The organism is Arenicella sp. 4NH20-0111 (genome assembly GCF_040366405.1).
In the GTDB taxonomy this organism is placed as follows: domain Bacteria; phylum Pseudomonadota; class Gammaproteobacteria; order Arenicellales; family Arenicellaceae; genus Arenicella.
In genome coordinates this window covers 801,944-824,565 of record NZ_BAABWF010000001.1, presented here as the reverse complement: position 1 = coordinate 824,565, position 22,622 = coordinate 801,944, and the positions used below count along the sequence as shown (strand labels likewise).

Sequence of the window (22,622 nt, the reverse complement as noted above, 5' to 3'; positions counted from 1 at the left end):
ATCGAGTTCGCCTATTGAATCAAATCAACCTGCAAGTCATAGGTGTATGTTTGCAGCCCGAAATGTCCGTAGTTAAGCGTGTATGTTTGGTCCTCAGTGGCGATGCGGCTTGAATGTATTCCGTAGATCAAGCATGTCCCCGTCGCGCATACGACCTGGTCAATCCAGCTTTTTATTGAAAAGACTCTATCGGCAATTTGCTTACCATCAAGCCAAGACAAAAATGGACTGGATACCGATAAACCATACGCCCCGCAAGTCGGTGTCCAGACATTAAATGGATAAACGCCACAACTCAAAAGCCCTCGATTAGCGCCGGCTATGCCCACGAATGCGTCCACGTTTTCTTGTTCGCTTAACTTGATAATTTGTTGCGCGGCTAAGGTAACCCCCATCGAATGACCGATAACGTCGATTTTTCCGCTGCAAGACGCCTCAATCGCATCTTGTAGTGCGGCACGAACTGGGGACTCCTCGGAACCGCTGTGATTGTTTAGACTGGGGTTAGAAGACACTCCCCAACTGGGTACGAAGATTTGGCTATCAGCGTAGCCTCTTGCAATGAGCTCATTATACGTTGGCTCCCAGCTGGCCGGGCTAGCGGCGTTTCCATGCACCAACACCACGTTATCGTTACACGCCATCGATGGATTCGCGGTAATTAGCAGCCCTATAATGGCAGCACTCCTTAGGATTAGATTCTTCATTAGCTTATTCTCATTTGGTTAATTTACATCTCAAGTCCACCAATACCGGCCTTTCTCGACTAATAGGTGCATCGAAACTTTCTTATTTTTTACTGAACAGCCACTAACAATTTGACACTTCAACAATTGTTGAGTATGGTTTTCTCATTATTCAACAATTGTTGAGTAATTGCAAATGCGTCGATTCCAGTCGTTCAAAGAGACACGCATGCGGTCAACCAAAATTAATAACAAGAAATTTGGATCACTGAATTCAAATCATCGTCACGCGTAATTAGTGACCATCAAAACCAAAGGAGCAACACTCATGATTACCCTTTCTTCGCGAGTACTCGTTACCCTCGCCTTATGCTTCGGTATTTTTCCGCTAACAACACTTGCTGGCAGTTGGCAGCAAAATGTGTCCATAGGCGGATTCAATTCCGTGAATATCTACACCCCCGATAGCAATTCACCGGTTGGAAATGGCAAAGCACTATTGCTGGTGCTGCATGGTTGTGTTCAACCAATTAATAACTACCTCACCGCCAACCTTGAAGACGCTGCCGAAGCACACGGCATGGTGATTGCGGTTCCTGACGCCGCTAACAAAGCGGGGTTCAGTTGCTGGTCGTACTGGCAAGGCGCGATTAATCGAAGCTCGGGCGACTACGCAAACCTGATCAATCTTGCGAATGGATTAACTGGAGATTCAGCTCGAAACATCGACTCTGATCAAGTTTATATATCAGGCCTTTCTTCTGGCGCGGCGTTTGCATCCCAAGCCGCGTGCGTTGCACCGGACATTTTTGTTGGCGTGGCTTCCAGTGCAGGCCCGACATTGGGAACCAGTTCAAATGGCGCCATCTCTACCTGTGAAACCGTAAGTCCATCGACGTTTAAATCTCGTTGTGAATCCTACGCTGGCTCAAATTACCAACAATACCTGTCTAGTCAATTAGCGGTGATAGGCCACGGAACTGCCGACACAACGGTAAACACCTGCTACAACCAACAAAACGCCAATGGCTACGCGAACCTTTTCGGTGTGTCAGAGCTTGCAGGCACTACTACAATTAACGAAGGCCCGAGCAACACTGCGCAACAAACACTGTGGGACGACAATCGCATTTCAATGCTCTGGTTTGATGGTTTAGATCATTCCTGGTCTGGTGGCGCTGGCGCTTCTGGCGGCTATGTTGCGGGTAACAGCATTAACTTTGCTACCTACCTGGGTGAGTTTTTTGCACAAAACAACTTAAGAGTTAATCGCAACGAAGCGCCAATCATTTCAAACTACCAAGTCACGGAAAACAATTCACAATTGAGCATTTCAGGCATTGCCATTGACCCCGATGGCACTGTTGACTCTGTGACCTCGAACGTGGTTTCTGTGACCAGCGGCAATCCAGTGCTGATCGAAACCATTGTGGGGCAAGCAAATTCGAACAGTGGCGTATTTTCAAATCAGAGTGCGGTGCTGGTCGATGGTTTGTATGAGATTAAAACCCACGCTACGGATAACCAAGGTGCGGTAAGTGAATCGCAAACGTCCACAGTTCGTATTGGACCAATCCCGCCAAACAGTGCGCCAATGATAAGTAACGTAAATGCGAGTATTAATGAGCAATGCGCCACTATTACTGGCTCCGCAGTAGACTTAGATCAGAACCTAGCCTCAGTCACGGTACAGTTTGATAATGCCCTTGTGACCGCAACCCAGAGCGCAAACGAGTTTTCCGCTCAACAGTGCAATCTGGCTGGTGGAAACAACAGCGCCATTATCACAGCAAACGATTCAGCTGGCTTAAACAGCAGCCAAACCATCAACTTTGTAATTGATGCGGGTATTACAGGGGACTACAACTTGCATATTAATGAAGGCCACATCAGCTGGGGGGTTGGCTATTCAGCCTGTTACCTTGAATTTGGCACATCGAACTTCACGATGAGGGAAACCCCATCAGCAAACCAATGCCAATGGGTAGCCGACGGTGCCCCGAGCTGCGCCGGGCCGATACAAAGTTGCCAATCAAATTCCGGCACTCTAGATTCAGACAATGACGGAGTAGATGACGCACTAGACAACTGCCCAAACACCGCAAATTCAGATCAGGCGGATAATGACAACGATGGCCTAGGAAACGTGTGTGACAGCACGCCCAACGGTCCAACAACCACCTGCACAGAAACCAGAAGCAGTAATTACGCACACGTCAGCGCCGGTCGCGCAGTAGTCAGCGGCTTTAGTACGTTTGCAGTGGGTTCAAACGACCCCATGGGGTTCTATAACATTTTCACTTTCACCACATTGAAAGAAACCAGCGCGGGCTACTTTGAAACCGGTAACTGCGACTAGTACCGGTTGGTTGAGATACCTAGGAGGGGATTAATAGAGCCATGTCCGGGTAAAACTACGTGGCTCTATTCTCAATTGATCAACGGCACAATAACTTAGCGATCACGACTCCACACAACTTTTTGTTAGTTTACTTCAGGATAATGGTTTTTACGTCTTCCCCATCGTTCCATCTATTACACGCATTTGTGCCTGAGACAGTTACCGTTTCGCCAGACATATAGGCAGCGAGTAATAGTGCGTATTGCGACTGTCCCGCCACTGAACTTTCGTCGGCAATCATCCAATACGATTGATTTTGTGCGCATGAGGGACGACCGGTAGCTGCTCCTGATAAATAAAAATAATGCAACCCATCAGTAGCTCGAACTTCGAGCTGGGTTACCTTGCCTTCCTGGGTTCCCGCAAAAGCAAATGTACTCACAAATAATGGAATTAACCAAATTACCTTTTTCATCAACGCTCCTTAATCAAAATAATAATGACTACCACCTCGCTAGAGGCAAATAACAGCTGGCTAAAATAAACGAGGTAGGTAAAAAAGCCAACTACTAATTTGCCCTGACCGAAAGCTCAGAATTACCCGTTCTTTCTGGAACTTTGAAGCATGAATTCAACCGCATCAATCAACTGTTTCCGATCATAGCTTTCATAATGAGGATTTTTCTCGTCCATTAAACACAACTCCAGCATCACACTAAAGAGAGCAGGTTTTAAGTGCCGTCACATTTGTATTTGCATATGCGTCTAGCAACATAAATCGGCTTAGACTCAAATACCCATATTACGAAGGGGCTTGCTAATACAAAAAAAATCATTGCAGCTAACGCGACAGTAGAATTAATAATGTCATTACGTTATGAGCGGAGCCAGTCTGACAGGCCAATACTCACAAGCAAGCTCAGAAAACCGAGACCATATCAAGCCAACACTCCTAGCCAGAGAATTCGAATAATAACGGCGTCAAGTAGTGAAAATTGTTATGTTTTTTCGTTTATATTTAGTATGTGTAATTTTAAATTTCTTCCGCATATTTGAAGAACCGTAGATCCTTTAAACTTAGCGGTATATGTTACAGCGCCATCTACAAAATAGCCTTCAGGTAAAAAGCAGTATCTCGATTCTAGCTTAGCCTTAACTTCGAATTCATCAATCTTTGTTGCCGAAGAAATCTCGTTTGAAATCCATTGACCATCTTCAATATGTATTTGGCAATGACACATTACATCACCATACTCGGCATGACCGTAATAGCATTGGCTGGGGAAGTCGATTACAGCTTTTCCTTCTTGCATAGCTACTTCTCCGATTAAGGCTGGCTCGAAATCGACTTTATTCAGTTCCATGCTCTAGATCTCTGACCTGAAATGCGCCGTGGCAAGGGGCGTTTACGGCGCCCCGCTTGCTTGACGTGTTAAATGCATTGCATTCTTAGCTATTCACTATAACCTGTAGACTTTCGTTTTGTCATTTATCCTTGATAGCTGGCTGAGCGCTCAATCATTGAGGCGACCAAATGACAAACCTACGATTATGTTACCAAACCATTGAGTTTGGTAACATAGACATTCATCTTTGCACACTCCGGAATAAACAAGAATTCCACGACCCTGAAGGCATTGCTGAAGAATTGGGAATTTCTTCAGCTGCTTGGCCTATTTTTGGAATTGTGTGGCCGTCAAGTTTGGTACTGGCGCACCATATTTCTAACTATGACATCGGCTATAAACGTGTTCTGGAGATTGGATGTGGTACGGCCCTCAGTAGTTTACTGCTGAATAAACGGCAGGTGGATATTACGGCAACTGATCACCATCCAGAGGTAGAGGCCTTTCTAACCAGAAACTCAGAGCTTAATGGGGACGCGCTTATTCCCTTTGAGAGAACAGGCTGGGGGGATGGCAATGATAATTTGGGTCGCTTTGATCTAATAATTGGCAGTGATCTATTGTACGAGGACGAGCATATAGGATTAGTTTCAAATTTCATTCGAGAGCACTCAAACCCAGAATGCGAAGTGATCATTGTCGATCCTGGTCGAGGAAGGAAAAATAAACTCTCGGAAAAACTGCTAAAAATTGGCTATATATCTACGTTTTCAAAACCTCAAAATACAGATTATCTAGATAGTGATTTTAAGGGTTATATTTTAAAGTTTGTGCGTGCCGAATAAGCATTTAACGGCTTGCCAAGGGGCACTGAAAACGCGCCCGAACTGCCGTAGGCAGCGTTTTGGTTCTTATTAAGTATTTATGCCCAACCAATATTCTATTGTTTCTAATCGAACGATTTCTTCACCGGTAAGTGAGCCTTTTATTTCTTTTGCCTTTAATTCTATATTTTCTTTTCCGAACTGCTTCGATAGGTAGAAGACAACCTCCTCGATGCTAATATCCCATTCAAGCAAAAGTGAATCAATTGCCTCTTCTAGAGATATCGTTGCTTTCGGATTTAGCTCATTCAAAGCGTACGCAGAAAATGCCACACCTTTGCCAGGGCTCTGTCTCCTAATACTATTGGGAAACAGCGTATCGAATAGTTCGGACTCATTGAAAACACTCAACTTCTCCACAATACTTGGTAGATCTCGGAGGGTATTTCCAGAACGAACTATTTCGAGAACCTGATTAGTCATCAGTATGCATAACGCTGTGTTCTTTTGAATTTCTGGAATGGATGCTTTTGTGTTATTAAACACAATAGGAGCAACGGAAAAATTTCAACAGGAACACTTTGTTAGGTGCTAGCACTTTCACTACTACAGTCCGTGCATAATTTGGAACTCTTTGGTAAGAGCGCATAGAAAACTATACAGCCAATCAATATTGCAAGAATCATTGTAAATATAGATTGAAATGAGTAGAAGCATACTGCTGCATAACCACCCAACAAAATCATGGTGATCTCAAAGCCAAACTGCATACCAATTACGCTACCTATCGTACTTGACACAGACACCTTAAATTTTTTACCGCATTTTTGACACTTAGTCATTTCGCTTACCTAACGACGGTGTAGAAAAACTAAAACCAGAGTTTCGAAAGAAAAGTTGGCATACAAAATACGTCTCTCTCGTGAATATTTGTTTGATAAAGGTGTCATATACATCTCATATTTGAGCTACAACGTAGATTTTTAAAAAAGATAGTGGACATTTGATTTTTTCTACACCTTCAACGCCTCAAACACCGACTTGGTGAAGTTGGCGGCTTTTTTGGAACAAAAAAGGTGACAGCTTTTCCAAGTCCGCGTGCTTTGACTTGTTAGTAGCGATACTCGCAGAATGGCAAGATACGCTGCCATTTTTGTTGCTCCGATTCATTATGTTTGAAACCATATTTACAATTCTTATAAGCATCAATCATGAATTCAACTGCATACTCATAACGTTGTTCAGCGGCCATTCGAATATAACTGAGGCCGACTTTTTCATTTCTATCAATTCCATTGCCGCGCAAGACATCTAAACCGTAACACCATTGTGCTGGCGCATAATCTTCTTGAGCAGCTTTCAAATAGAACTCTATAGCTTCTCTTACTTTCCCAGAATCATAAAGATTACAGCCATGTCTGTATTGCGCCTCCGGACAGCCTCCTTCTGCAGCCTGACGTAGAAGATTTTCGTACATTTCATCTACCTTTTGATCTTCAAGAGACAGTGAATCTTCAGCAAGGTTCGGCATTCCAGATTTTAGCCAAAGCGCTCTCGGGTGTGATTTAACCCAATACGGCTTCAAAATCGCTTTAGCCATACTAAGTAAAACGTCGTACTGTTCTTCATCAGAACACCAGCCAAGTGCATCAAGAATGGCCTCTGCCTGTCGTATTTCGCTTTCTATTTCCATAGCTCAATATCTAGGTGCTACTAACGCCTTGCCAAGAGACGCGTTGACAAACGCGTCCCGCGGAGTGACGTTGGGCAACTTGTTAGGTGACATTGATTTTCTTGTAATAGGCATCGCCTTTTCCGGGAACGTCTTTTATTTCAAAGCCTGTTTTCACAAGGTGAGATCTTAGTTTTAAATTTGGTTCTGCACAATTAATTGCATGAACAATGCAATCAATTGTTTGGATTGATTTTATCTGAGCTACTCTCTTAGCGATTCTAGATATCGCAGGGAGAACACCCTCACCGCCACCATCGATTTGCGCCAGCTCTACAACTAGAACATCATCTTTTACCGCAAACTGACCTAGAAATTCAGCGGAACCAATATTTAGCACTATGGAATCCTCGATAAGAACTAGTTCGTCGAAGTAATGTTCGGGCTACGCTACGATTTCTTTTAAAGATTCACCTTCAATATTGAAAGATTTCATCTAAGTACACCTAACGCCTGGCTAAGCCGAGCGCGCTTTTGCGCGTCGGCTTAAGCTTTTTGTTAGGCAACAATGTCTGTCCTAAAAAACTGAACAACATCTGTAAAATCTTGAGCCAAATAGTTTTTAGTGTGTTTTAATTCAAAATGTAATTTAAAAGCCTTTTCATCTTCAAATCGTTCCCAAAGTAAAAACCTAGTTTCATCATCTTCAAATTGATGAAGTTCAAAAATCGAGCAACCTTCCTCCTTTAATGTTTCTGAGCAAAGCTTAACTAATGCCAATTTAGCCTCTTTAATTCTTGAAGTATCTTTAACTTTCAGTTCTGCGGTGACATAACAACCTTTCGTAAACATTTTTATACTCCCAACTTAGATAAAGTTAGGATTCTAAGAGATAGAGTTTACTCTAGGTCAAGTTTTTCCGTATAAGCTTCTACTTTATATACGACGATTTCTAGCTCACTATGCAATCTACCAATTTCATTTTTTAAATAAAGCGCATGTTGGGAAAGCATTTGTTTTCGCTCTTGCAAAGTATTGTCACCTTGTAAACGTAAATCAGCAAATTTTTTGATATTTGCTAATGACATTCCAGTAGACTTCAAACGCTTAATCCAGACCATCCACTCCAAGTCAGATTGTTGATACTGACGTCTGCCTGAATCATTCCGGCGTATACTTTTCAGCAGTCCTTCTTTTTCATAATAACGAACTGTATGTATTGAAACACCAGATCTTTTTGCAAACTCAGATATTAACAATGATACCTCTGTGTTTTTATGCCTAACGCCTCTCAAACGGGCGCGTTGAAAACGCGTCCGAGCCGAAGGCGTAAGTTTTGGTTCTTGTTATGACTCATACGCGGTTAATGTTAGATATTTCTTACATATTGATATTGGGAATTCACCAATTTCTGTAAGTTTACTTTCAATATTTTTAGAACGCTCTTTGCATTCTATCGTAGCTCCAGTTCGTGTATTTCGCCGTTTTTCTATAATCGGGGTTCTGATGGAATATATCTGCGAATATAGGCAAGGCCCGCCAAACCCTGGATCTTGAATATGGTCTGATTTGATCTGAGTTTCTTTTGGGAGACTATAACTGTGAAAGTTTTCTTCTTTAATGAAAGCAACTTCTATCTCGGCTTTATGCTCAATCAAAACCTCAAGAGCTTTACGCCACTTCGTATTGTTCATTAATGATCCGGAATAGCATTGAGCCTTCTTTCTCACATTCGAAGCCCAATCATTCATCGTAGTCATAACGCCTTACTCAGCGGAAAAATGCGAGCGCGAGCGAGTAGTTTTTCCGATGCAGCAACTTGTTATATTTATAAATCTCCTTAGTTAATTAATTCCCTTCGTATTTATTTAAGCTTCTTTATAGATAAAAAGTAAGTAGATGAAAAAACACAAAGCCCAATATAAAAAAAGATAAAACCAATTTCTCTAATTACAGCTGCCCCATCTGAAATTATGAATAAAAAAGCACCAATAATGAGAGTTACCAAACCACTTATTTGACCAACCCCTTTGCCAATTACTTTAGCTTGATAGGGTTTTTTAATTATTTGGATAGAACCGTAGATAAATAAGCCTATGCAAATAATTACTATAAACAAGCATATTAAAAGCACTATAGCACTTAAGGGTGTAAGAAAACTTACAGATACTCCCATTTCATTCTCCGTTTATATAACGCCTGCCTTCGGGGCAATTTGAGCGAATTGAAAATTGTCCCAACCGCGAAGCGGTTAATAAGAGGCACTTGTTAGAAGCAATTACCACGAGTATATCTCACCTTCATCAACCACAATTTTTGCTGACAGTTTTTTAGCTAATGAAGCTGCTGCTCGATGAACTGGGTTATTACTATTTTCTATGTCTTCTGTTGCGTTGAAAGTACCTTTTCCTTGTGAAAAGTAGATGCATTTTTCCCAAGAGGAATTTTTACCAAAATCGAGAAAGCCGCCACTTTCAAATAACACAGCAATATCGCCTGGATTGCCCGAAATTGAAATACATTGGCCTGTGCTAGGGTTGATAGCTTGTGTAGGCTCACTATCTAGTTTTATACCTTCGATGCTTAATACGGCGAGTTCCCATTCTTCAATAGAAATCGGCTCGTCTCTCTCAATGTGAAGTGCGTATCCCATTTTTATCCTTCTAACGCCCAGCAAACGGGCGCGCGTTTTTTGCGCGTCCAAACGAACGTAGTGAGTGGTAGTTTTGGTTCTTGTTAGGTCTTTTTATCTTTTTCGATATCATACGTATAAAATAATTTTTCAATGACTTTTTTCTAACGTTTGAAAAGTATTGATTTAAATATAAATATTAAAATTACAAATATTATAGGCATTGAAATTAACATAACGTACATAAAGGCAAACCCACTTGCTCCTTCTGCTTTACTAGTAATCAATGACGCTATCCAGCCAAGAATTCCACTAAGAATAGGTGAAACCACTAGCGATACCAGAATTGACAAAAACCAGGAAGTTTTATTATTTTCAGATTCCATATAGACCTAACACCGCGAACATGGGCGCGCAAAGCGCGTCCGAGCGTAGCGGCAGTGTATTGCCTTGTTAACTCTTTTTATCGCAAACATCTTGGTTATTAGCTTTTAATAGGCGAATAAGTTCTTCATTGTATGCTTTGGCGTAAGCCAATGCATGCGACTCAGTGCTTTTACGATCATTGCATGTTCCCAAGACATCACCACCAACCCATAGAAGTTCCCATTCAAAAGCGTCCATGTAGCAAATAAGCATATTTGTATCTATTACTAAACTATCTATACCAGGCCTTTCCGGGCCAATTCCATTTGCGACACCATAAGCTTTGTTTTTACCGTTAGGCTTAAAGCTATTCTTCGCATCTGATTTGGCGTTCTCTACTTTAAATTGATCTATTACGAACTCAAAGTCACAACTGGACCGTGCTGAGGAACTAAATAATAAGATGAATGCAACGACAATTACTAAGCAGTGATTCATAGAGATATTCATAGAGTTAACGCCGCGTTAAACGGCCGTAGTGGAGGCGCGAAGCGCCGCAACGAACGTCCAAGCAGCTCGCTGTGCTGATGTTTGAACGCTTTGTTATGAGTTTACATTTTAAATGTGGCACGATTTGGTTCTACCAATATCTCGGAGCTGTTCTCGGACAATACATCGTATATAAAATCAAATAGCGTATCACCTTTATGGCTCCTCAACTCTGCAATTTGATTCCTTATATATTGTCTATTGTCTTCCTGGGTAAATAGTTTAGCTTCATACCAAATAATCGTTTCCCTTGCTCCAAGATCATTTTTGGACTTCTCTATATTTTCCCAAACTATCTCAAATGGAGAATCGGGTATATTAAAGCCTCCTGAAAGAATGTCATTTAACGCATCCAGATTCTTCCCCCAAAATTCATCTGGTAGCAATAACTCCCCTATCAAGTCATAAAACTCAATCAGATTCGAAAAGTCATTAGCGTTCAAGACATAAGTATTGGTCATGCTTACTCATAACGTCTAGCCAAGGGGCGCGTTGACAAACGCGTCCCACGGAGCTGAAGGTGAAGTGAACTTTGGCTTCTTGTTAGGCATTACCGAGTAATTTAGATTTAACTTCTTTTATCGGCATTTCTATAATTTGATATCCATCAAGTGATTCATAAAATTCAAAATTCAAAATGTCGTGAGATTCAAAGTTGTTTATATCTGTTACTTTTTCGCCCAAGCACTGAAACCCATAACAGTTTCCGGTATTTTTGTTCATGAAAACACGCAATTTAGTCGAAGGAAAAAGCAAATTTTCCTCGAACGGATAAAGATACTGTCCAATAATGCATAGAGTTTTGTCCTCACTTATCTCCAATAAATATAAATTACCCTCAACGTCGTATTGTTCGACTTTAACAATTCGTCTTATTCGATAATCATAAACCTCTAAATCACCCAAAAATAGTGCTTCTTGCATATCAATAAATTCAGTCTCTTTCCGGAACGGACTGAGAACAAAATCAGTTATCGCACCAAAAACAGCTCCCAAAACTAGAGGAGTAACTATATATCCAATACTAAATACTAAAAATAGCAATAGCACTTGATTTGATATGTAGCGATCAAGAGTTATCGATAAAGGAATTAATAGAATTGTTGAAACAATGGCTAGTATTAATATACGCATCGGTACGTTTATCTGCCTAACGCCTTACAAACGGGCGCCGCGTTTTATGCGGCGTCCGTGCGCTTGCAAAGCGCATTTCGTTTTGTGACTTGTTAGGTGTTTTTTAGAAATATTCATGTTCTTCTAGAACAGGTTTTGAAAATATATTTAACTCTAGTTTTTCTTTTAATAAGCCAATTACTGAACTTAGTAATTGGCTGTTTCGATTGCTACATTTAACTTCAAACAGCATTGACGAAAAGGTATCTATTACAACTTTGTCATCAGATTCTTTTACCCATATCCAGCCGTCACTCTGTAGCCCGGATTCAACATCCTCAAATTTTTCTCTAATTATTTCATCTACAACTTGAAAGAAATCGTTGTAATGTTGATCTGTAACTATTTCCGCAAAAATCACAATACACCTAACAGTATGATATACGGGACGGCGTCCCAGATATCATTATTATCAGGAATCCTTGTTTTATTTTTTCGATTGTTTCTTTCTTCATTTAAGTAATTGTTTTTACTAATTTATTTTAGAATATAGCGATCTTTCTATTTAGTTAACTGGGAAGCCATCCTTGTTTTTTTTGTTTGCGCTGAATTGGTGTGGTGAACTCTACTTTCTGGGGAGAAAGTATTGTGTAAAACACCGTTTAAATGCCATTAGAGAATACATGCTGGCTTGCCGTGGTAGCAAGGGAACTTTTCGCTCGTGTTTGGGCTGTGAGCGCTAAGGCCTATGTTGATTCATCAATAGGCTCACCCAATAGCTTTGGAATGTGTTTGGTGTTGAGGCCTAGTTCAACGAACTCAAAAATTGCTCTATTGCAGAGATTGAGCATGGTTCGCTAAGCAAAGGGGCATGCCCTACGTTTGGTATTTGAGCATAGGCCATGGCTGGCCTGCGTTCTCTCATTTTTGCCACGCAGTTGGTTGAAATGATGTCTGATAACTCACCGCGAATGAGTAATAGCGGAACATCACCCATGGCATCAAAGACTGGCCATAAGTCTGCGGGTTCGGTGCTCTGATTGTCTGTAAATGGTTTGGCTATCGCCGGGTCATAGGCTAATACCGGCTCGCCATTTTCGGCTTCACGGTAAATACGTTTTGCGAATGCGGTCCAGTCTTCCTGCGTTGCATTGGGGAAGGCATCTCCATTAATCACTTTTGCTTGCACGGTGGCTTGATCCCAGTTTTGTACAACACTGGTCTTGCCTACGTAACTGTTAATACGCTCAATGCCCCGTGGGTCTATTTCTGGGCCAATGTCGTTAATAATGAGCGCACTGAACATAGTGGGCTTCATTGAACTCATCATCATGCTCATAATTCCTCCCATCGATGTTCCCATTAAAATCACGGATGTTACATCGAGCTTTTGCAACAACACAAACATGTCCTGCACATAAATTGAGGGGGCATAGTTGTCGGAATTATGATCGTACGTGGATCGACCTCGACCACGTTGATCCACGGCAATTAATCGATAGTCTTTAGCGAGAACCGCTGAAATATCATCAAAATCTGCCGAGTTTCTAGTTAGGCCATGCATGCACAGTATGACAGGGCAGCCCTCACCGCATTCAAGAGAATAGTCTCGTGCGTACAAGGGCAGGCCGTCGTGACCTTGATACCAAATGTCCACATAATCAGTCATAGGAAACCACTGAATGTACCTTTTTAAGTTCGCGCTTTAGTATCTTACCATTAGGGTTTCTAGGCAGTTCATTAACCGCTATGGCCGCGGCTATGCGTTGCTGCTTTCCCAAACGTTGGTTAGACCATTTTGTTATTTCGTTCATGGTCGCGGCGGATTTTTCATCGCACACCACAATCGCTATTGGGGTTTCGCCCCAACGATTGCTCGGCGCTGCGATTACCGCAACGTCATTTACGGCAGGGTGTTCGAACATAACAGCTTCAATGTCCTGTGGGTACACGTTTTGGCCACCTGTTAGTATCATGTCCTTTTTACGGTCAACGATGTAGATAAAACCTTCGTCATCAAAATAACCAATGTCGCCAGTACGCAACCAAACTTTGCCGTCTTCGTCGGTATAACTGGCTTCGGCATTCGCGTCTGGCCTATTTAGATACCCAGGCATGGTAATGCGGCCTCTGGATACTATTTCGCCGCTTTGGTTTGCGGCCATCTGAACATCATTGTCATCAACAATGCGTATATCGGTGCCGATCAACGGTTTGCCCACAGACGACCAACGGCCCTCTGACTGCTCGGGTTCAATTGTGGTGATCACGCCTTCCGTCAGACCGTAAAGTTCAATGATCCCGCAAGGCATATAGTCAAAAATGCTTTGTTTTAGTTCGGCGTGTAATGGCGAGCCACAGCTCATCATGGCGTCGAGGCTGCCTAGGTCATACTCGTTCTTTGATTTTTCCAGACACTCGATAACTCGCTGAAATTGAATCGGCACCATTGCTGTGTGTGTGATTTTTTCATCTTGGACGATGTCGAGAAACGCGTTAGCTTCAAACTTTTTAGCAATGACCAAGGTGCCTCCGGCTAGCAGCGTTGTTAACATTGCTACCCAGGAAATGTTGGAATACAAGCCAATTGTCAATAGAGTTTTGCTATTGCAGTGGTAACGCAACGCGATAGCTAAGTCGTAAGCCCAATCTCTACGCCCACCCTGTGTGTGAACTATGCCCTTCGGTAGACCCGTGGTTCCGGAACTGTAGATAATATTAAGCCTGTCTGTTGCCTCGATGCCGACCTTTGGCAGTTGCTCTCCTGCGGTGGCCACTAATTGTTCGAAGCTAACCCAATCATCATCTGCGCCTTGGTCACATACCATTAGCTTGAGGCTCTTTGGCATCGACGGAATCAAGCTTTCAATGCGCGCTCGCTGGTCGGCAGAAACAATCAGTGCGGTGACACCCGCATCGTTAAGCATACTAACCAATCCGTCATCATTGACTGATAGATTTATTGGTACTGAGACCGCGCCCATGGCCATCAAACCCATCATCGCTTGAAGCATTGGAACGCCATTTGACATGACCACACCTACCGCGTCTCGGGGGTTAACACCTCTTGCTAACAAGCCATTAGCTAAACGATGATTGCCGGCGATGAATTGTGCCCACGTCAGACGTTCTCGCCCACAAATAACGGCTTCTTGCTGTGCCCGCCACTTTCCGTGCAAAGAAAATATTTCGGGTAATAGGGGTGAATTTGATTCAAAAATTTGCATGCCTTTCCTTAACTGTATTTCGACATCGATGCGGGTTGCCGCGCCGAAATTTATCCGGCGCGCCCGTGCTTCAAGTTATGTTTTTAGAACTCGTACTCTAGAGTCGCTGTAATGGTTCTTGGTGCTGCATAAAACACCGTGGTGTTGTCCTCTAGGCCTAAAGATGAAGGGCATCCACCCGAACCAAAACAGTATCCTGATGTCTTAATGTCTTCGTCCGCTAAGTTCTTACCGTGCAGCCCAATGCGAAGCCTTTCGTCATCACTGGTCCAAACCACGCTGGCGTTCAAAATGTCGTGCGCTTCTTGGTCTAGTACTGGCGTGGGCAATTCAAACTGGAAAATGTCGTCTTTATAAGACCAGTTTGCCGCAATCATCAAGCTGCCCGTGGACAAAGCGCGTAGGTAACTGAGGCCAATATTCGCCATTGTCTCTGGGGTGTTTTGAACTTCTCTGGCACTTGCGACGTTTACGCCATTGACAATCCATTCCTTGATCTCGGCATCCAAGAAACTCAGAGCGATTTGAGCCGTAAGCGACTCGCTCAACAAAAAGCGCCCCTCGAGTTCGATGCCTTTGATGTCTGATTCACCGGCATTGGTTACCGTTCCGACAAAGCTGTCGTTATTGCCATCCCCAGTTGTATCAACACCAACGGAACCCGGAATTTGAAGGTCTTCATACGATGAGGTAAATACAGCAACATTGGTTGTGGCACGGCCGGCCCACCACGTTGATTTCAACCCAAGTTCAAACGAATCGATGGTTTCCGGCTCGAAGCCTTCTTCCACCGTCGACGTAAGAAAATTCGCGCCTCTAGGGTCAAAGCTCCCGGCCTTCCAACCTTGGCTAAAGCCACCGTACACATTTAAATTATCATTAAATGCATAGCTCAAGTTAATTCTTGGTGAAAAGTCATCGTAAGTACGGCTAGCTTCAAAATCACTGGTTGCCGCTAGAAAGACGGACGCCGTATTTCCAAAGCTGGGGGAACCAGAACCTAAATAATTAGCTCTGAATATGTCCGCGGAACGCTTGTCTTCCGTGTAGCGCCCACCTACCGATAAACTCAGTTGATCAGTGATGTCGTAGGTTAGATCAGCGAACACAGACCAAGCTTCGGTATCGACGATTCCCCCTGTAAACGCCGTCAATGGCGCTCCAAAGGCAAGTTGGCCTAACTGACCTAGTACCACATCAAAATCGTTGGAAGCACTTGCGTCAAGATAGTACACACCGGTTACAAGGTTTACTCTGTCCGAGTTATACAGCAGCTGAAATTCTTGGCTGAACTGCTCATTGTCATAAATAACCTGAGCATCAAAATCGATGGCATTTAGACTGTCAAAATCAATCACCGACTCCGTGTAGTCTTCTCGCTTTGCGGTTATGGATCGCAAGGTCACGGCGTCGCTCAGCTGCCAATCAACACTCAGGTGAATGCCTTCACTTTCTACGTTGTTGTTACCATTAATCCCGGCTGTAGATGACTGCTGACTGGCGCCAGCGCTGGTATCACGAACGTCGTCTAGTACGCCAAGCCCACTCAATGTGGCCGGAAACGGGCGAAAGCCAGCTACCGGGTTTGAGTCATCTTCGGTCTTATCAAAACTAAGTCGCACAAACACGGCATCGCTGGGTGAGTATTCCGCACTTAATCGAACGCCTAATACGTCCTTATTGTAGTTGTCTTCACCGGTACTCAGATTTTCTCCATAGCCATCTCGGTTAAGCGATGCAACGGTGGCGCCTACTCGAAGAGAGTCAGAAATAGGAATGGCGGCCGTGCCTACGAAATCGGTCTGACCATACGACCCTACGGCGGCCTTGATTCTAAACTCGTTTTCTTCACCGAGCTTTTTGGTCACGTACTTAATCGCACCACCAACCGCGTTACGCCCGTACAGCGTACCTTGTGGCCCACGCAACACTTCTATTCGCTCTACGTCATAAATATCAAGCAGTGCCCCTTGAGGTCTGGCCATGTAAACGTCGTCCAAGTACAAAGCGACGCCTTGCTCAAACCCAGCCAGCGGGTCCTGTTGACCAACACCACGAATAAACGCAGTCAGAGTCGAATTGGTCGCGCGAGATGCTTCCAGAGTTACGCTGGGAACCGATTGCGCTATCTCTGATATGTCGGCTGCACCCCGTAAAGAAAGTTCGTCTCCTGAAAAGGCGGTTACCGCAATCGGAACACTCTGCAAGCTTTCTGATCTTCTTCGCGCACTGACCACAATTTCTTCTAACTCAAGCGATGGTTCTTCGGATGAATTCTGACTGAACGATACTGAGGCCGCCGATAGACACCCTAGTGCAACTAACGAAAGTAAAGGCAAACGCCGCGTGCGGTTTTTCATGATCGAGACTCCTCTGATTGACTCTTAATTATTTTAGTTATAACGATGTTTTTTCAACGATCGTTGAAATTAGATTACTCAACAGTTGTTGAAATGTCAACATGAGTCACACTGTGTTTTTATCTAATTGTTTTTAAAGTGAAATTACCAAGCCTTTTTCTATCAAGGCAGTACGCACCCGGCCTGCGACAAAGAAAATCGACTCCTGATGAGACCTAAAATTACGTAGCGTAGACCGTCATCCGAGTTCTTAGCGCCGTACTCGTACACTCATTAGATACACGCCAATTAACGTCATGGAAACAAAGACAGCAATGGTGGCAGAGACCGCTGGATTAGCAACACCCCCCACCAAGTTGAGAATCAAATGCACTGTTAGGCCCAAAAAGGCCGCCAAAAACACCAACCCTTTTGGAATAGCGCCCTGATACAAGACACCAAACAAGATAGGCGCCGCTGACGCCGCGGCCAATCCATAAACGCCTTTTTGCGCAAACAGTCCGATCAACGCAGGCGGATTCCAAGCCAAGGCTAAGGCCACCAACCCAACCGCAACCAATAGCACCCTAGACCACATCAGCGCACTGGGCAACTTGCCTACAATCGGCGTCACAATATCGTTGATGACCATCGCTGATAGCGACACTAGAATGCCATCTAGAGTACTCATCCCCGCTGCCAGCAGCGTCAAAAAGATAAAGGTAAGAACGTATTGCCCAACCGCGCTGGACCCAAACTCAAACAGAAGGTATTCCCGCACCACAACGTCTTGTGATTCTATTTCCAACCCGGCAAAGCGAGCATAGAACCCGATAGCAAGCATTAAACTAAAACAAAACCCAACAACCACCGTAGTGGCAATAAACTTCTTAATGTCGTGTTCGCCGCGTAAGTACAGCACTTTGGTTAAAATATGCGGCTGCAACATGAGCGCGAAGGTAATTACGAATCCGCTGATAAATACGGCGAAGAAATTGTAATAGAGCCGACTGTCTGGATTAACCATCGCCGCGTAGTTTTCACCCACGGACGATAAAGCTTGTAGAAAACCACCATCGACGTACTTAAACCCCTGCACAAACAAGAAGACCGAGATAAATAGCATCATCACACCTTGAAGTGTGTTGGTGTAGGCGTGTGCGTAGGTGCCCCCCATTAGCACATAGGAAAACACGAACACCAGTATCACTAACAGAGACTGCTTTTGATCTAAAGGAAATAATCCCGTCATCAACAAGCTGCAACCCACTAAAATTAGCACCACGAAGGTGATCGACAACAAGTTGATGAATGCAAAGAAAAGACTGAGTTCACGGCTTTGGTAACGATGGTATATCCATTCAGGTATGGTCAACGCCTGATGTTGTTCACCCAGCTTTAGAAAACCTCGAGTAAGGACAATGAAGGCCGCCAATATGCCAAACGACGCTGAAATACCATAATGCAGAAAAGCCGATAAACCATCCACATACACAAACCCTGGGTTAATCACAAACGTTGCCGTGGATGCGATTGATGCGGCAAGCGTGAACCCAATTACGTATGGGCTCATGTCTTTATTACCAATCGCAAACCCCTTAATGTCTTGAGTCCGGCGCATCCCAACCCAAGATAGCCACAAAACTAGAATAGCGTAGGCGAACGTCACCGTGTACTTGAAAATTTCCGGCGTCATAGATCACTCCAAATAGATGCTCTTGCTGCGTAGGCCTGCACTATATTCAACATATGTTGAAAATGCAATCCGAGTTAGGCATCATCCGCAAAACACACAATACAAACACAGGATTGAGCTTCATCATGAATATAGAAAATAAAGTGGTCGTCGTTACCGGCGCCGCTCAAGGGCTGGGTTTTGCCATGGCAAAGAAACTCTCTGACATTGGCGCTAAAATCGCCATTATCGATCTAGATCAAGGCACCGCAACCGAGGCAGCGTCAAGGCTAGAAAATGCCATTGGTTACGGTGCCGACATAGCCGATGAAGATCAAGTTAACGCTGTATTTGAGAAAATTAGTCATGATTTTGGGCGCATTGACGTACTGGTCAATAACGCTGGCATCTTACAAGACGGCTTGATGGTTTCTCAACGAGAAGAAACAATCAAAAAGCTGCCCCTCACTCAATTCAAGTCAGTGTTGGATGTCAACTTAACCGGCACGTTTATTTGCGGGCAAGCCGCCGCAACTCATATGATCAACCAACACAGTGAGGGCGTCATCGTGAATGTATCCAGCATCAGTCGAGCAGGTAACTTTGGCCAATCAAGCTACAGTGCCAGCAAGGCGGCGGTGGTCGCGCTCACGACAACATGGGCTAAAGAGCTGGCTCCGTTTTCAATTCGATCAGCGGCAATCGCCCCTGGGTTTATTGAAACAGATATGACGGCAAAAATGCCATCTCGCGTTCTAGAGAAGATTACTCAAAAAATTCCGAGTAAACGTATGGGAAGCCCCGACGAAATCGCCTTGGGCCTAAAATTCATTCTGGAAAATGATTACTTTAATGGCCGAGTGCTGGAAATCGACGGTGGAATGCGTCTATAGATAATTCTTAGCTTTAAGCAAAATTGACGGTCCCAAGATGGATTCCTATAATGAAATTCAACTAGCCATCACAATCTTTGAGATAACGGGAATGTCGCAAAAAGCGAATAAAAGCGAACGAATACTAGATGCTGCCGAAGCGCTCTTTGCAGTGCATGGTTACGATGGCGTAACCATGCGCAAAATTGCCAGTGAAGCGAACGTAGACGTCGCCCTAGCCAACTACCACTTTGGTCGTAAAATGGACGTCTTCAATGCGGTCTTTGAGCGTCGTTCCGACAAGCTGAACAATGCCCGATTGGAAGCATTAAGGCGCTGCCAAGATCTAGCTGGACCAAGCGGCCCTAGTGTAGAAAAAATCATCGAAGCGTTTTTGCGCCCCCTCGAAATTGCTCAAGAAAACACTGATCCCGGCTGGAAAAACTATTTAGCCCTAATAGCCTACGTCAATAATTCCCCTGTTTGGGGTGAGAAAATGATGTCCTCATTGTTTGACGAACTCGTTCAAGAGTACATCGAAGCACTGAAAAAGGCGTTGCCCAATGCCAAAGATGAAGACATTTATTGGTGCTATCAAAACTTGTCTGGCGCGTTAACGCTCACGTTTGCACAAACCGGCCGGATCGATAAGTTGTCAAAGGGTAAGTGTCGCTCCGACGATTTCCACACGGCGTATGACAACATGATCCCCTTCATCGCGGCTGGGTTTAATAAGGTCTGCGGCTAAGCGGCTAATTTTTAGCTTTAGCCTCTCAAAGCGTGCTTGTCAGAGTGCCGTATGCTCACCTAACTTTTTACGCCCTCATGTATCTTTGGCACTGCTAGAGATACAAAGCTGATGGAAATGAAAAGATTGCAACTAGAGCACGTTGATCGATTGAGTCGAGGTAAACGTTCGGGAATAAACGCAGGGTCACGTTCAGTGGGTCATTATTTGCGTCCGTTCGAACGTGCGACATATCAAAGAGCCCTCTCTAAGGGCTACCTGGATATCACGGACAAGAACCGCGCTAATCTATGGCATGTATGGGAAAAGGCCTGCATCGCCCTTAATATCGATTTCTTAGTGCTGGTTAAGGACCCCATATCGAGCATGGGAACGATATATCGGTCTAATAAGGTCGAGGCTAACGTGGAGTTAACGCAAGCAAAACAATTAATCAAATCGATGGTAAAACAGTCGAACTACGCCAATTAGAGTGCCATAAACCTAAAATATTTTGCTTGGAAGTTCGCGAAATCGCCTTATTAAGCCAATACAACATTGTGAAAAATGCCACTCTCGGCATGTGAAGGAAACGACCATGACAATTGCAGTATCTGACGTATTTAGCGGCTTGATAACACAACAACTGGCAGCTCTAATATCCATATTGGGGAAAGCAAATGACTACGCCAAAGAAAACAATCTAACCGACAAAGACCTGTTAGCCACACGCTTGCACGAAGACATGCATCCTTTGTCTTGGCAAATACAAACCTCAGTCGAGTTAATACAACGAGGCATCAGTCGACTCACGAACCAAGAGCCAGTCAATCTCGTATTGGATGAGCCGAGTTTCGACAAACTTATCTTGAGAATTCAATCGATAAAAAATGAACTCAGCAACCTAAACTCAACCGCGCTGAACGAATCCGCCGATGTCGTGTTTGAAATACCCGTGGGCCCAGACGCCAGTTTGCCTTTGAAAGGCAAAGACTACGTGCTGAAATTTATGTTACCTAACGTGTACTTCCATTTAACCACCACGTACGATTTATTGAGAATGAAGGGCGTTCCCGTTGGCAAACGCGATTTTATGGGGCCATTCTGATACGGTAAACTCCACCATACAATTCTACGCCGTTGTTTACTATGAAAGTCGCGCCACGTTTCTTAGCAATTAGTTTACTTAGCACGCTTTGTCTCATGGCAAGCAGTGCGACGGCTTTTGCCGCTTCAGTGCTATACGTGCACGGTGACGTGGCTGGCGATGGAACAGTACCGTCGGGCAACCAACAACCCTTTGATCAAATGCTGCTGACAGACACTGGATCAAAAGGGTTGTCTGAGTTTGCGGACTTAGTTCGTTCACAAGCTCATACGATCAGTCAACGCTACGATCAACAAACCACCATCAATGATGGTTTTCTTAGCGGCGTGGATGTGTTGATTTTCGGTTTACATCAAAAACAATGGTCTGATGCCGAAAAAGAGAGCCTTCATAATTGGCTTAACGCCGGCGGCGGCATGCTCATCTACAGCGACTCAGCTTCAGGGGGAAGCTTTTCTTCCGTTGGCGCGCAAAACTCAGTCGGGCAAAGCGTAACAAACAACTTGATCGAGCGTTACGGAATGCAGGTAACGGTAGATCAAGCCAATGGGACCAAATCGTTTCGTTCTGGGCCTAACATCCCACATCCGTTAATGAACGACCGGCCTGAATTAGAAGGCGAGGGCGTATCGCCTATCGCGATTGATCCGAATTCTAATGCCATAGCATTGATCCCACACTCTAACAATCCAGATAACTTGGTCAGCGGCAACACAAACATACCCCACACCCAAAACATTACCATTGATAATCCACAGTACGCGGCGTTGGCATTAGCCACTGTAGGCAAGGGCCATGTTATTACCCTGTTTGACCGACAACCAATGTGGAATAGCGGGCCTGGTTCGAACATCGCAAAACGAGACAATCGCGAAATATTACGCCGAATCGTAAATTTTTTAGGACAAGATTCAACCACATCTCCAACCACACCCAACACACCTCGTTCATCAGGCGACCCATCCGCAACAGGCACGATCGGCGCTTTGATGCTGTTGTTAGACATACTCTAACTTCGACCTGTTAACACTTCCAACGATGCCGAAATAATTAGAAACGCGCTTAATTGCTATGATGTAATTCAACAATAGTCATTCGTAGTAGTACTATTACGGCTCTACCAGACTAAACGCTTGCTATCGAGG

Annotated in this window: 26 protein-coding genes; 7 read left to right on the top strand and 19 right to left on the bottom strand. The window is 44.0% G+C overall.

Annotated features, from left to right (window positions below; genetic code table 11):
- Positions 1–11: 11 nt before the first annotated feature.
- Complete coding sequence (locus tag ABWW54_RS03560) at positions 12–707, bottom strand: alpha/beta fold hydrolase (RefSeq protein ID WP_353410181.1); 696 nt, start codon at positions 705–707, stop codon at positions 12–14.
- 307 nt (positions 708–1,014) lie between these two features.
- On the opposite strand from ABWW54_RS03560, the gene ABWW54_RS03555 reads away from it, so the two are divergent.
- Positions 1,015–3,045, top strand: a complete 2,031-nt coding sequence (locus ABWW54_RS03555; protein WP_353410179.1) for an extracellular catalytic domain type 1 short-chain-length polyhydroxyalkanoate depolymerase — start codon at positions 1,015–1,017, stop codon at positions 3,043–3,045.
- A 130-nt stretch (positions 3,046–3,175) separates the two neighbouring features.
- Here the strand turns inward: ABWW54_RS03555 and ABWW54_RS03550 are convergent, their stop codons facing one another.
- Together ABWW54_RS03550 and ABWW54_RS03545 are read right to left on the bottom strand one after the other, a co-directional pair.
- Positions 3,176–3,502 carry a hypothetical protein gene (locus tag ABWW54_RS03550; RefSeq protein ID WP_353410177.1) on the bottom strand — a complete coding sequence of 109 codons (327 nt, stop codon included), beginning with the start codon at positions 3,500–3,502 and terminating at the stop codon, positions 3,176–3,178.
- Positions 3,503–4,025: 523 nt separating this feature from the next.
- Complete coding sequence (locus ABWW54_RS03545) at positions 4,026–4,391, bottom strand: hypothetical protein (protein WP_353410175.1); 366 nt, start codon at positions 4,389–4,391, stop codon at positions 4,026–4,028.
- Between the two features lie 170 nt (positions 4,392–4,561).
- Here ABWW54_RS03545 and ABWW54_RS03540 point away from each other — a divergent pair, with 170 nt between their 5' ends.
- Positions 4,562–5,218 (top strand): class I SAM-dependent methyltransferase, encoded by a 657-nt coding sequence (locus ABWW54_RS03540; RefSeq protein ID WP_353410173.1) that lies wholly within the window; start codon positions 4,562–4,564, stop codon positions 5,216–5,218.
- Positions 5,219–5,287: 69 nt separating this feature from the next.
- On the opposite strand, the gene ABWW54_RS03535 is transcribed toward ABWW54_RS03540, so the two are convergent.
- From ABWW54_RS03535 to ABWW54_RS03460, 16 genes are all read right to left on the bottom strand, one after another.
- Positions 5,288–5,743, bottom strand: coding sequence for a hypothetical protein (locus tag ABWW54_RS03535; RefSeq protein WP_353410171.1), 456 nt, complete (start codon positions 5,741–5,743; stop codon positions 5,288–5,290).
- A gap of 565 nt (positions 5,744–6,308) precedes the next feature.
- Complete coding sequence (locus ABWW54_RS03530; protein ID WP_353410169.1) at positions 6,309–6,890, bottom strand: tetratricopeptide repeat protein; 582 nt, start codon at positions 6,888–6,890, stop codon at positions 6,309–6,311.
- Positions 6,891–6,972: 82 nt separating this feature from the next.
- A complete protein-coding gene (locus ABWW54_RS03525; protein ID WP_353410167.1) occupies positions 6,973–7,269 on the bottom strand; it encodes a hypothetical protein in 297 nt (98 codons plus the stop codon).
- A 158-nt stretch (positions 7,270–7,427) separates the two neighbouring features.
- Positions 7,428–7,721: a putative quinol monooxygenase gene (locus ABWW54_RS03520; RefSeq protein ID WP_353410165.1), complete on the bottom strand. Its 294-nt coding sequence runs from the start codon at positions 7,719–7,721 to the stop codon at positions 7,428–7,430.
- 47 nt (positions 7,722–7,768) lie between these two features.
- On the bottom strand, positions 7,769–8,128 hold the full coding sequence (locus ABWW54_RS03515; RefSeq protein ID WP_353410163.1) for a MerR family transcriptional regulator: 360 nt from the start codon (positions 8,126–8,128) through the stop codon (positions 7,769–7,771).
- 87 nt (positions 8,129–8,215) lie between these two features.
- Positions 8,216–8,629 (bottom strand): hypothetical protein, encoded by a 414-nt coding sequence (locus ABWW54_RS03510; protein WP_353410161.1) that lies wholly within the window; start codon positions 8,627–8,629, stop codon positions 8,216–8,218.
- Positions 8,630–8,733: 104 nt separating this feature from the next.
- A complete protein-coding gene (locus ABWW54_RS03505; protein WP_353410159.1) occupies positions 8,734–9,045 on the bottom strand; it encodes a hypothetical protein in 312 nt (103 codons plus the stop codon).
- A gap of 102 nt (positions 9,046–9,147) precedes the next feature.
- The gene (locus ABWW54_RS03500; RefSeq protein WP_353410157.1) at positions 9,148–9,573 is read right to left on the bottom strand and encodes a PQQ-binding-like beta-propeller repeat protein; all 426 of its coding nucleotides are present in this window, start codon (positions 9,571–9,573) and stop codon (positions 9,148–9,150) included.
- 381 nt (positions 9,574–9,954) lie between these two features.
- Entirely contained in the window at positions 9,955–10,365 is a 411-nt protein-coding gene (locus ABWW54_RS03495; RefSeq protein WP_353410155.1) for a hypothetical protein, read from the bottom strand.
- A 113-nt stretch (positions 10,366–10,478) separates the two neighbouring features.
- Positions 10,479–10,877, bottom strand: a complete 399-nt coding sequence (locus tag ABWW54_RS03490) for a barstar family protein (protein ID WP_353410153.1) — start codon at positions 10,875–10,877, stop codon at positions 10,479–10,481.
- 82 nt (positions 10,878–10,959) lie between these two features.
- Positions 10,960–11,550, bottom strand: a complete 591-nt coding sequence (locus tag ABWW54_RS03485; RefSeq protein ID WP_353410151.1) for a hypothetical protein — start codon at positions 11,548–11,550, stop codon at positions 10,960–10,962.
- A gap of 103 nt (positions 11,551–11,653) precedes the next feature.
- Positions 11,654–11,950 carry a hypothetical protein gene (locus tag ABWW54_RS03480; protein WP_353410149.1) on the bottom strand — a complete coding sequence of 99 codons (297 nt, stop codon included), beginning with the start codon at positions 11,948–11,950 and terminating at the stop codon, positions 11,654–11,656.
- A gap of 384 nt (positions 11,951–12,334) precedes the next feature.
- Positions 12,335–13,198, bottom strand: coding sequence for an alpha/beta fold hydrolase (locus ABWW54_RS03475; RefSeq protein ID WP_353410147.1), 864 nt, complete (start codon positions 13,196–13,198; stop codon positions 12,335–12,337).
- Positions 13,191–14,756, bottom strand: a complete 1,566-nt coding sequence (locus tag ABWW54_RS03470; protein WP_353410145.1) for a class I adenylate-forming enzyme family protein — start codon at positions 14,754–14,756, stop codon at positions 13,191–13,193. Before ABWW54_RS03470 ends, ABWW54_RS03475 begins: the two co-directional genes overlap by 8 nt.
- Before the next feature lie 83 nt (positions 14,757–14,839).
- The gene (locus ABWW54_RS03465; RefSeq protein ID WP_353410143.1) at positions 14,840–17,116 is read right to left on the bottom strand and encodes a TonB-dependent receptor; all 2,277 of its coding nucleotides are present in this window, start codon (positions 17,114–17,116) and stop codon (positions 14,840–14,842) included.
- Positions 17,117–17,366: 250 nt separating this feature from the next.
- Positions 17,367–18,791, bottom strand: coding sequence for a sodium:solute symporter family transporter (locus ABWW54_RS03460; RefSeq protein WP_353410141.1), 1,425 nt, complete (start codon positions 18,789–18,791; stop codon positions 17,367–17,369).
- Between the two features lie 62 nt (positions 18,792–18,853).
- Here ABWW54_RS03460 and ABWW54_RS03455 point away from each other — a divergent pair, with 62 nt between their 5' ends.
- From ABWW54_RS03455 to ABWW54_RS03435, 5 genes are all read left to right on the top strand, one after another.
- A complete protein-coding gene (locus tag ABWW54_RS03455; protein WP_353410139.1) occupies positions 18,854–19,663 on the top strand; it encodes an SDR family NAD(P)-dependent oxidoreductase in 810 nt (269 codons plus the stop codon).
- Positions 19,664–19,754: 91 nt separating this feature from the next.
- Entirely contained in the window at positions 19,755–20,390 is a 636-nt protein-coding gene (locus ABWW54_RS03450; RefSeq protein ID WP_353410386.1) for a TetR/AcrR family transcriptional regulator, read from the top strand.
- Between the two features lie 117 nt (positions 20,391–20,507).
- Positions 20,508–20,861 (top strand): hypothetical protein, encoded by a 354-nt coding sequence (locus tag ABWW54_RS03445; protein WP_353410137.1) that lies wholly within the window; start codon positions 20,508–20,510, stop codon positions 20,859–20,861.
- Between the two features lie 106 nt (positions 20,862–20,967).
- Positions 20,968–21,477 (top strand): DUF1993 family protein, encoded by a 510-nt coding sequence (locus ABWW54_RS03440; RefSeq protein ID WP_353410135.1) that lies wholly within the window; start codon positions 20,968–20,970, stop codon positions 21,475–21,477.
- A gap of 95 nt (positions 21,478–21,572) precedes the next feature.
- Positions 21,573–22,490, top strand: coding sequence for a DUF4350 domain-containing protein (locus ABWW54_RS03435; protein WP_353410134.1), 918 nt, complete (start codon positions 21,573–21,575; stop codon positions 22,488–22,490).
- Positions 22,491–22,622: the final 132 nt, after the last annotated feature.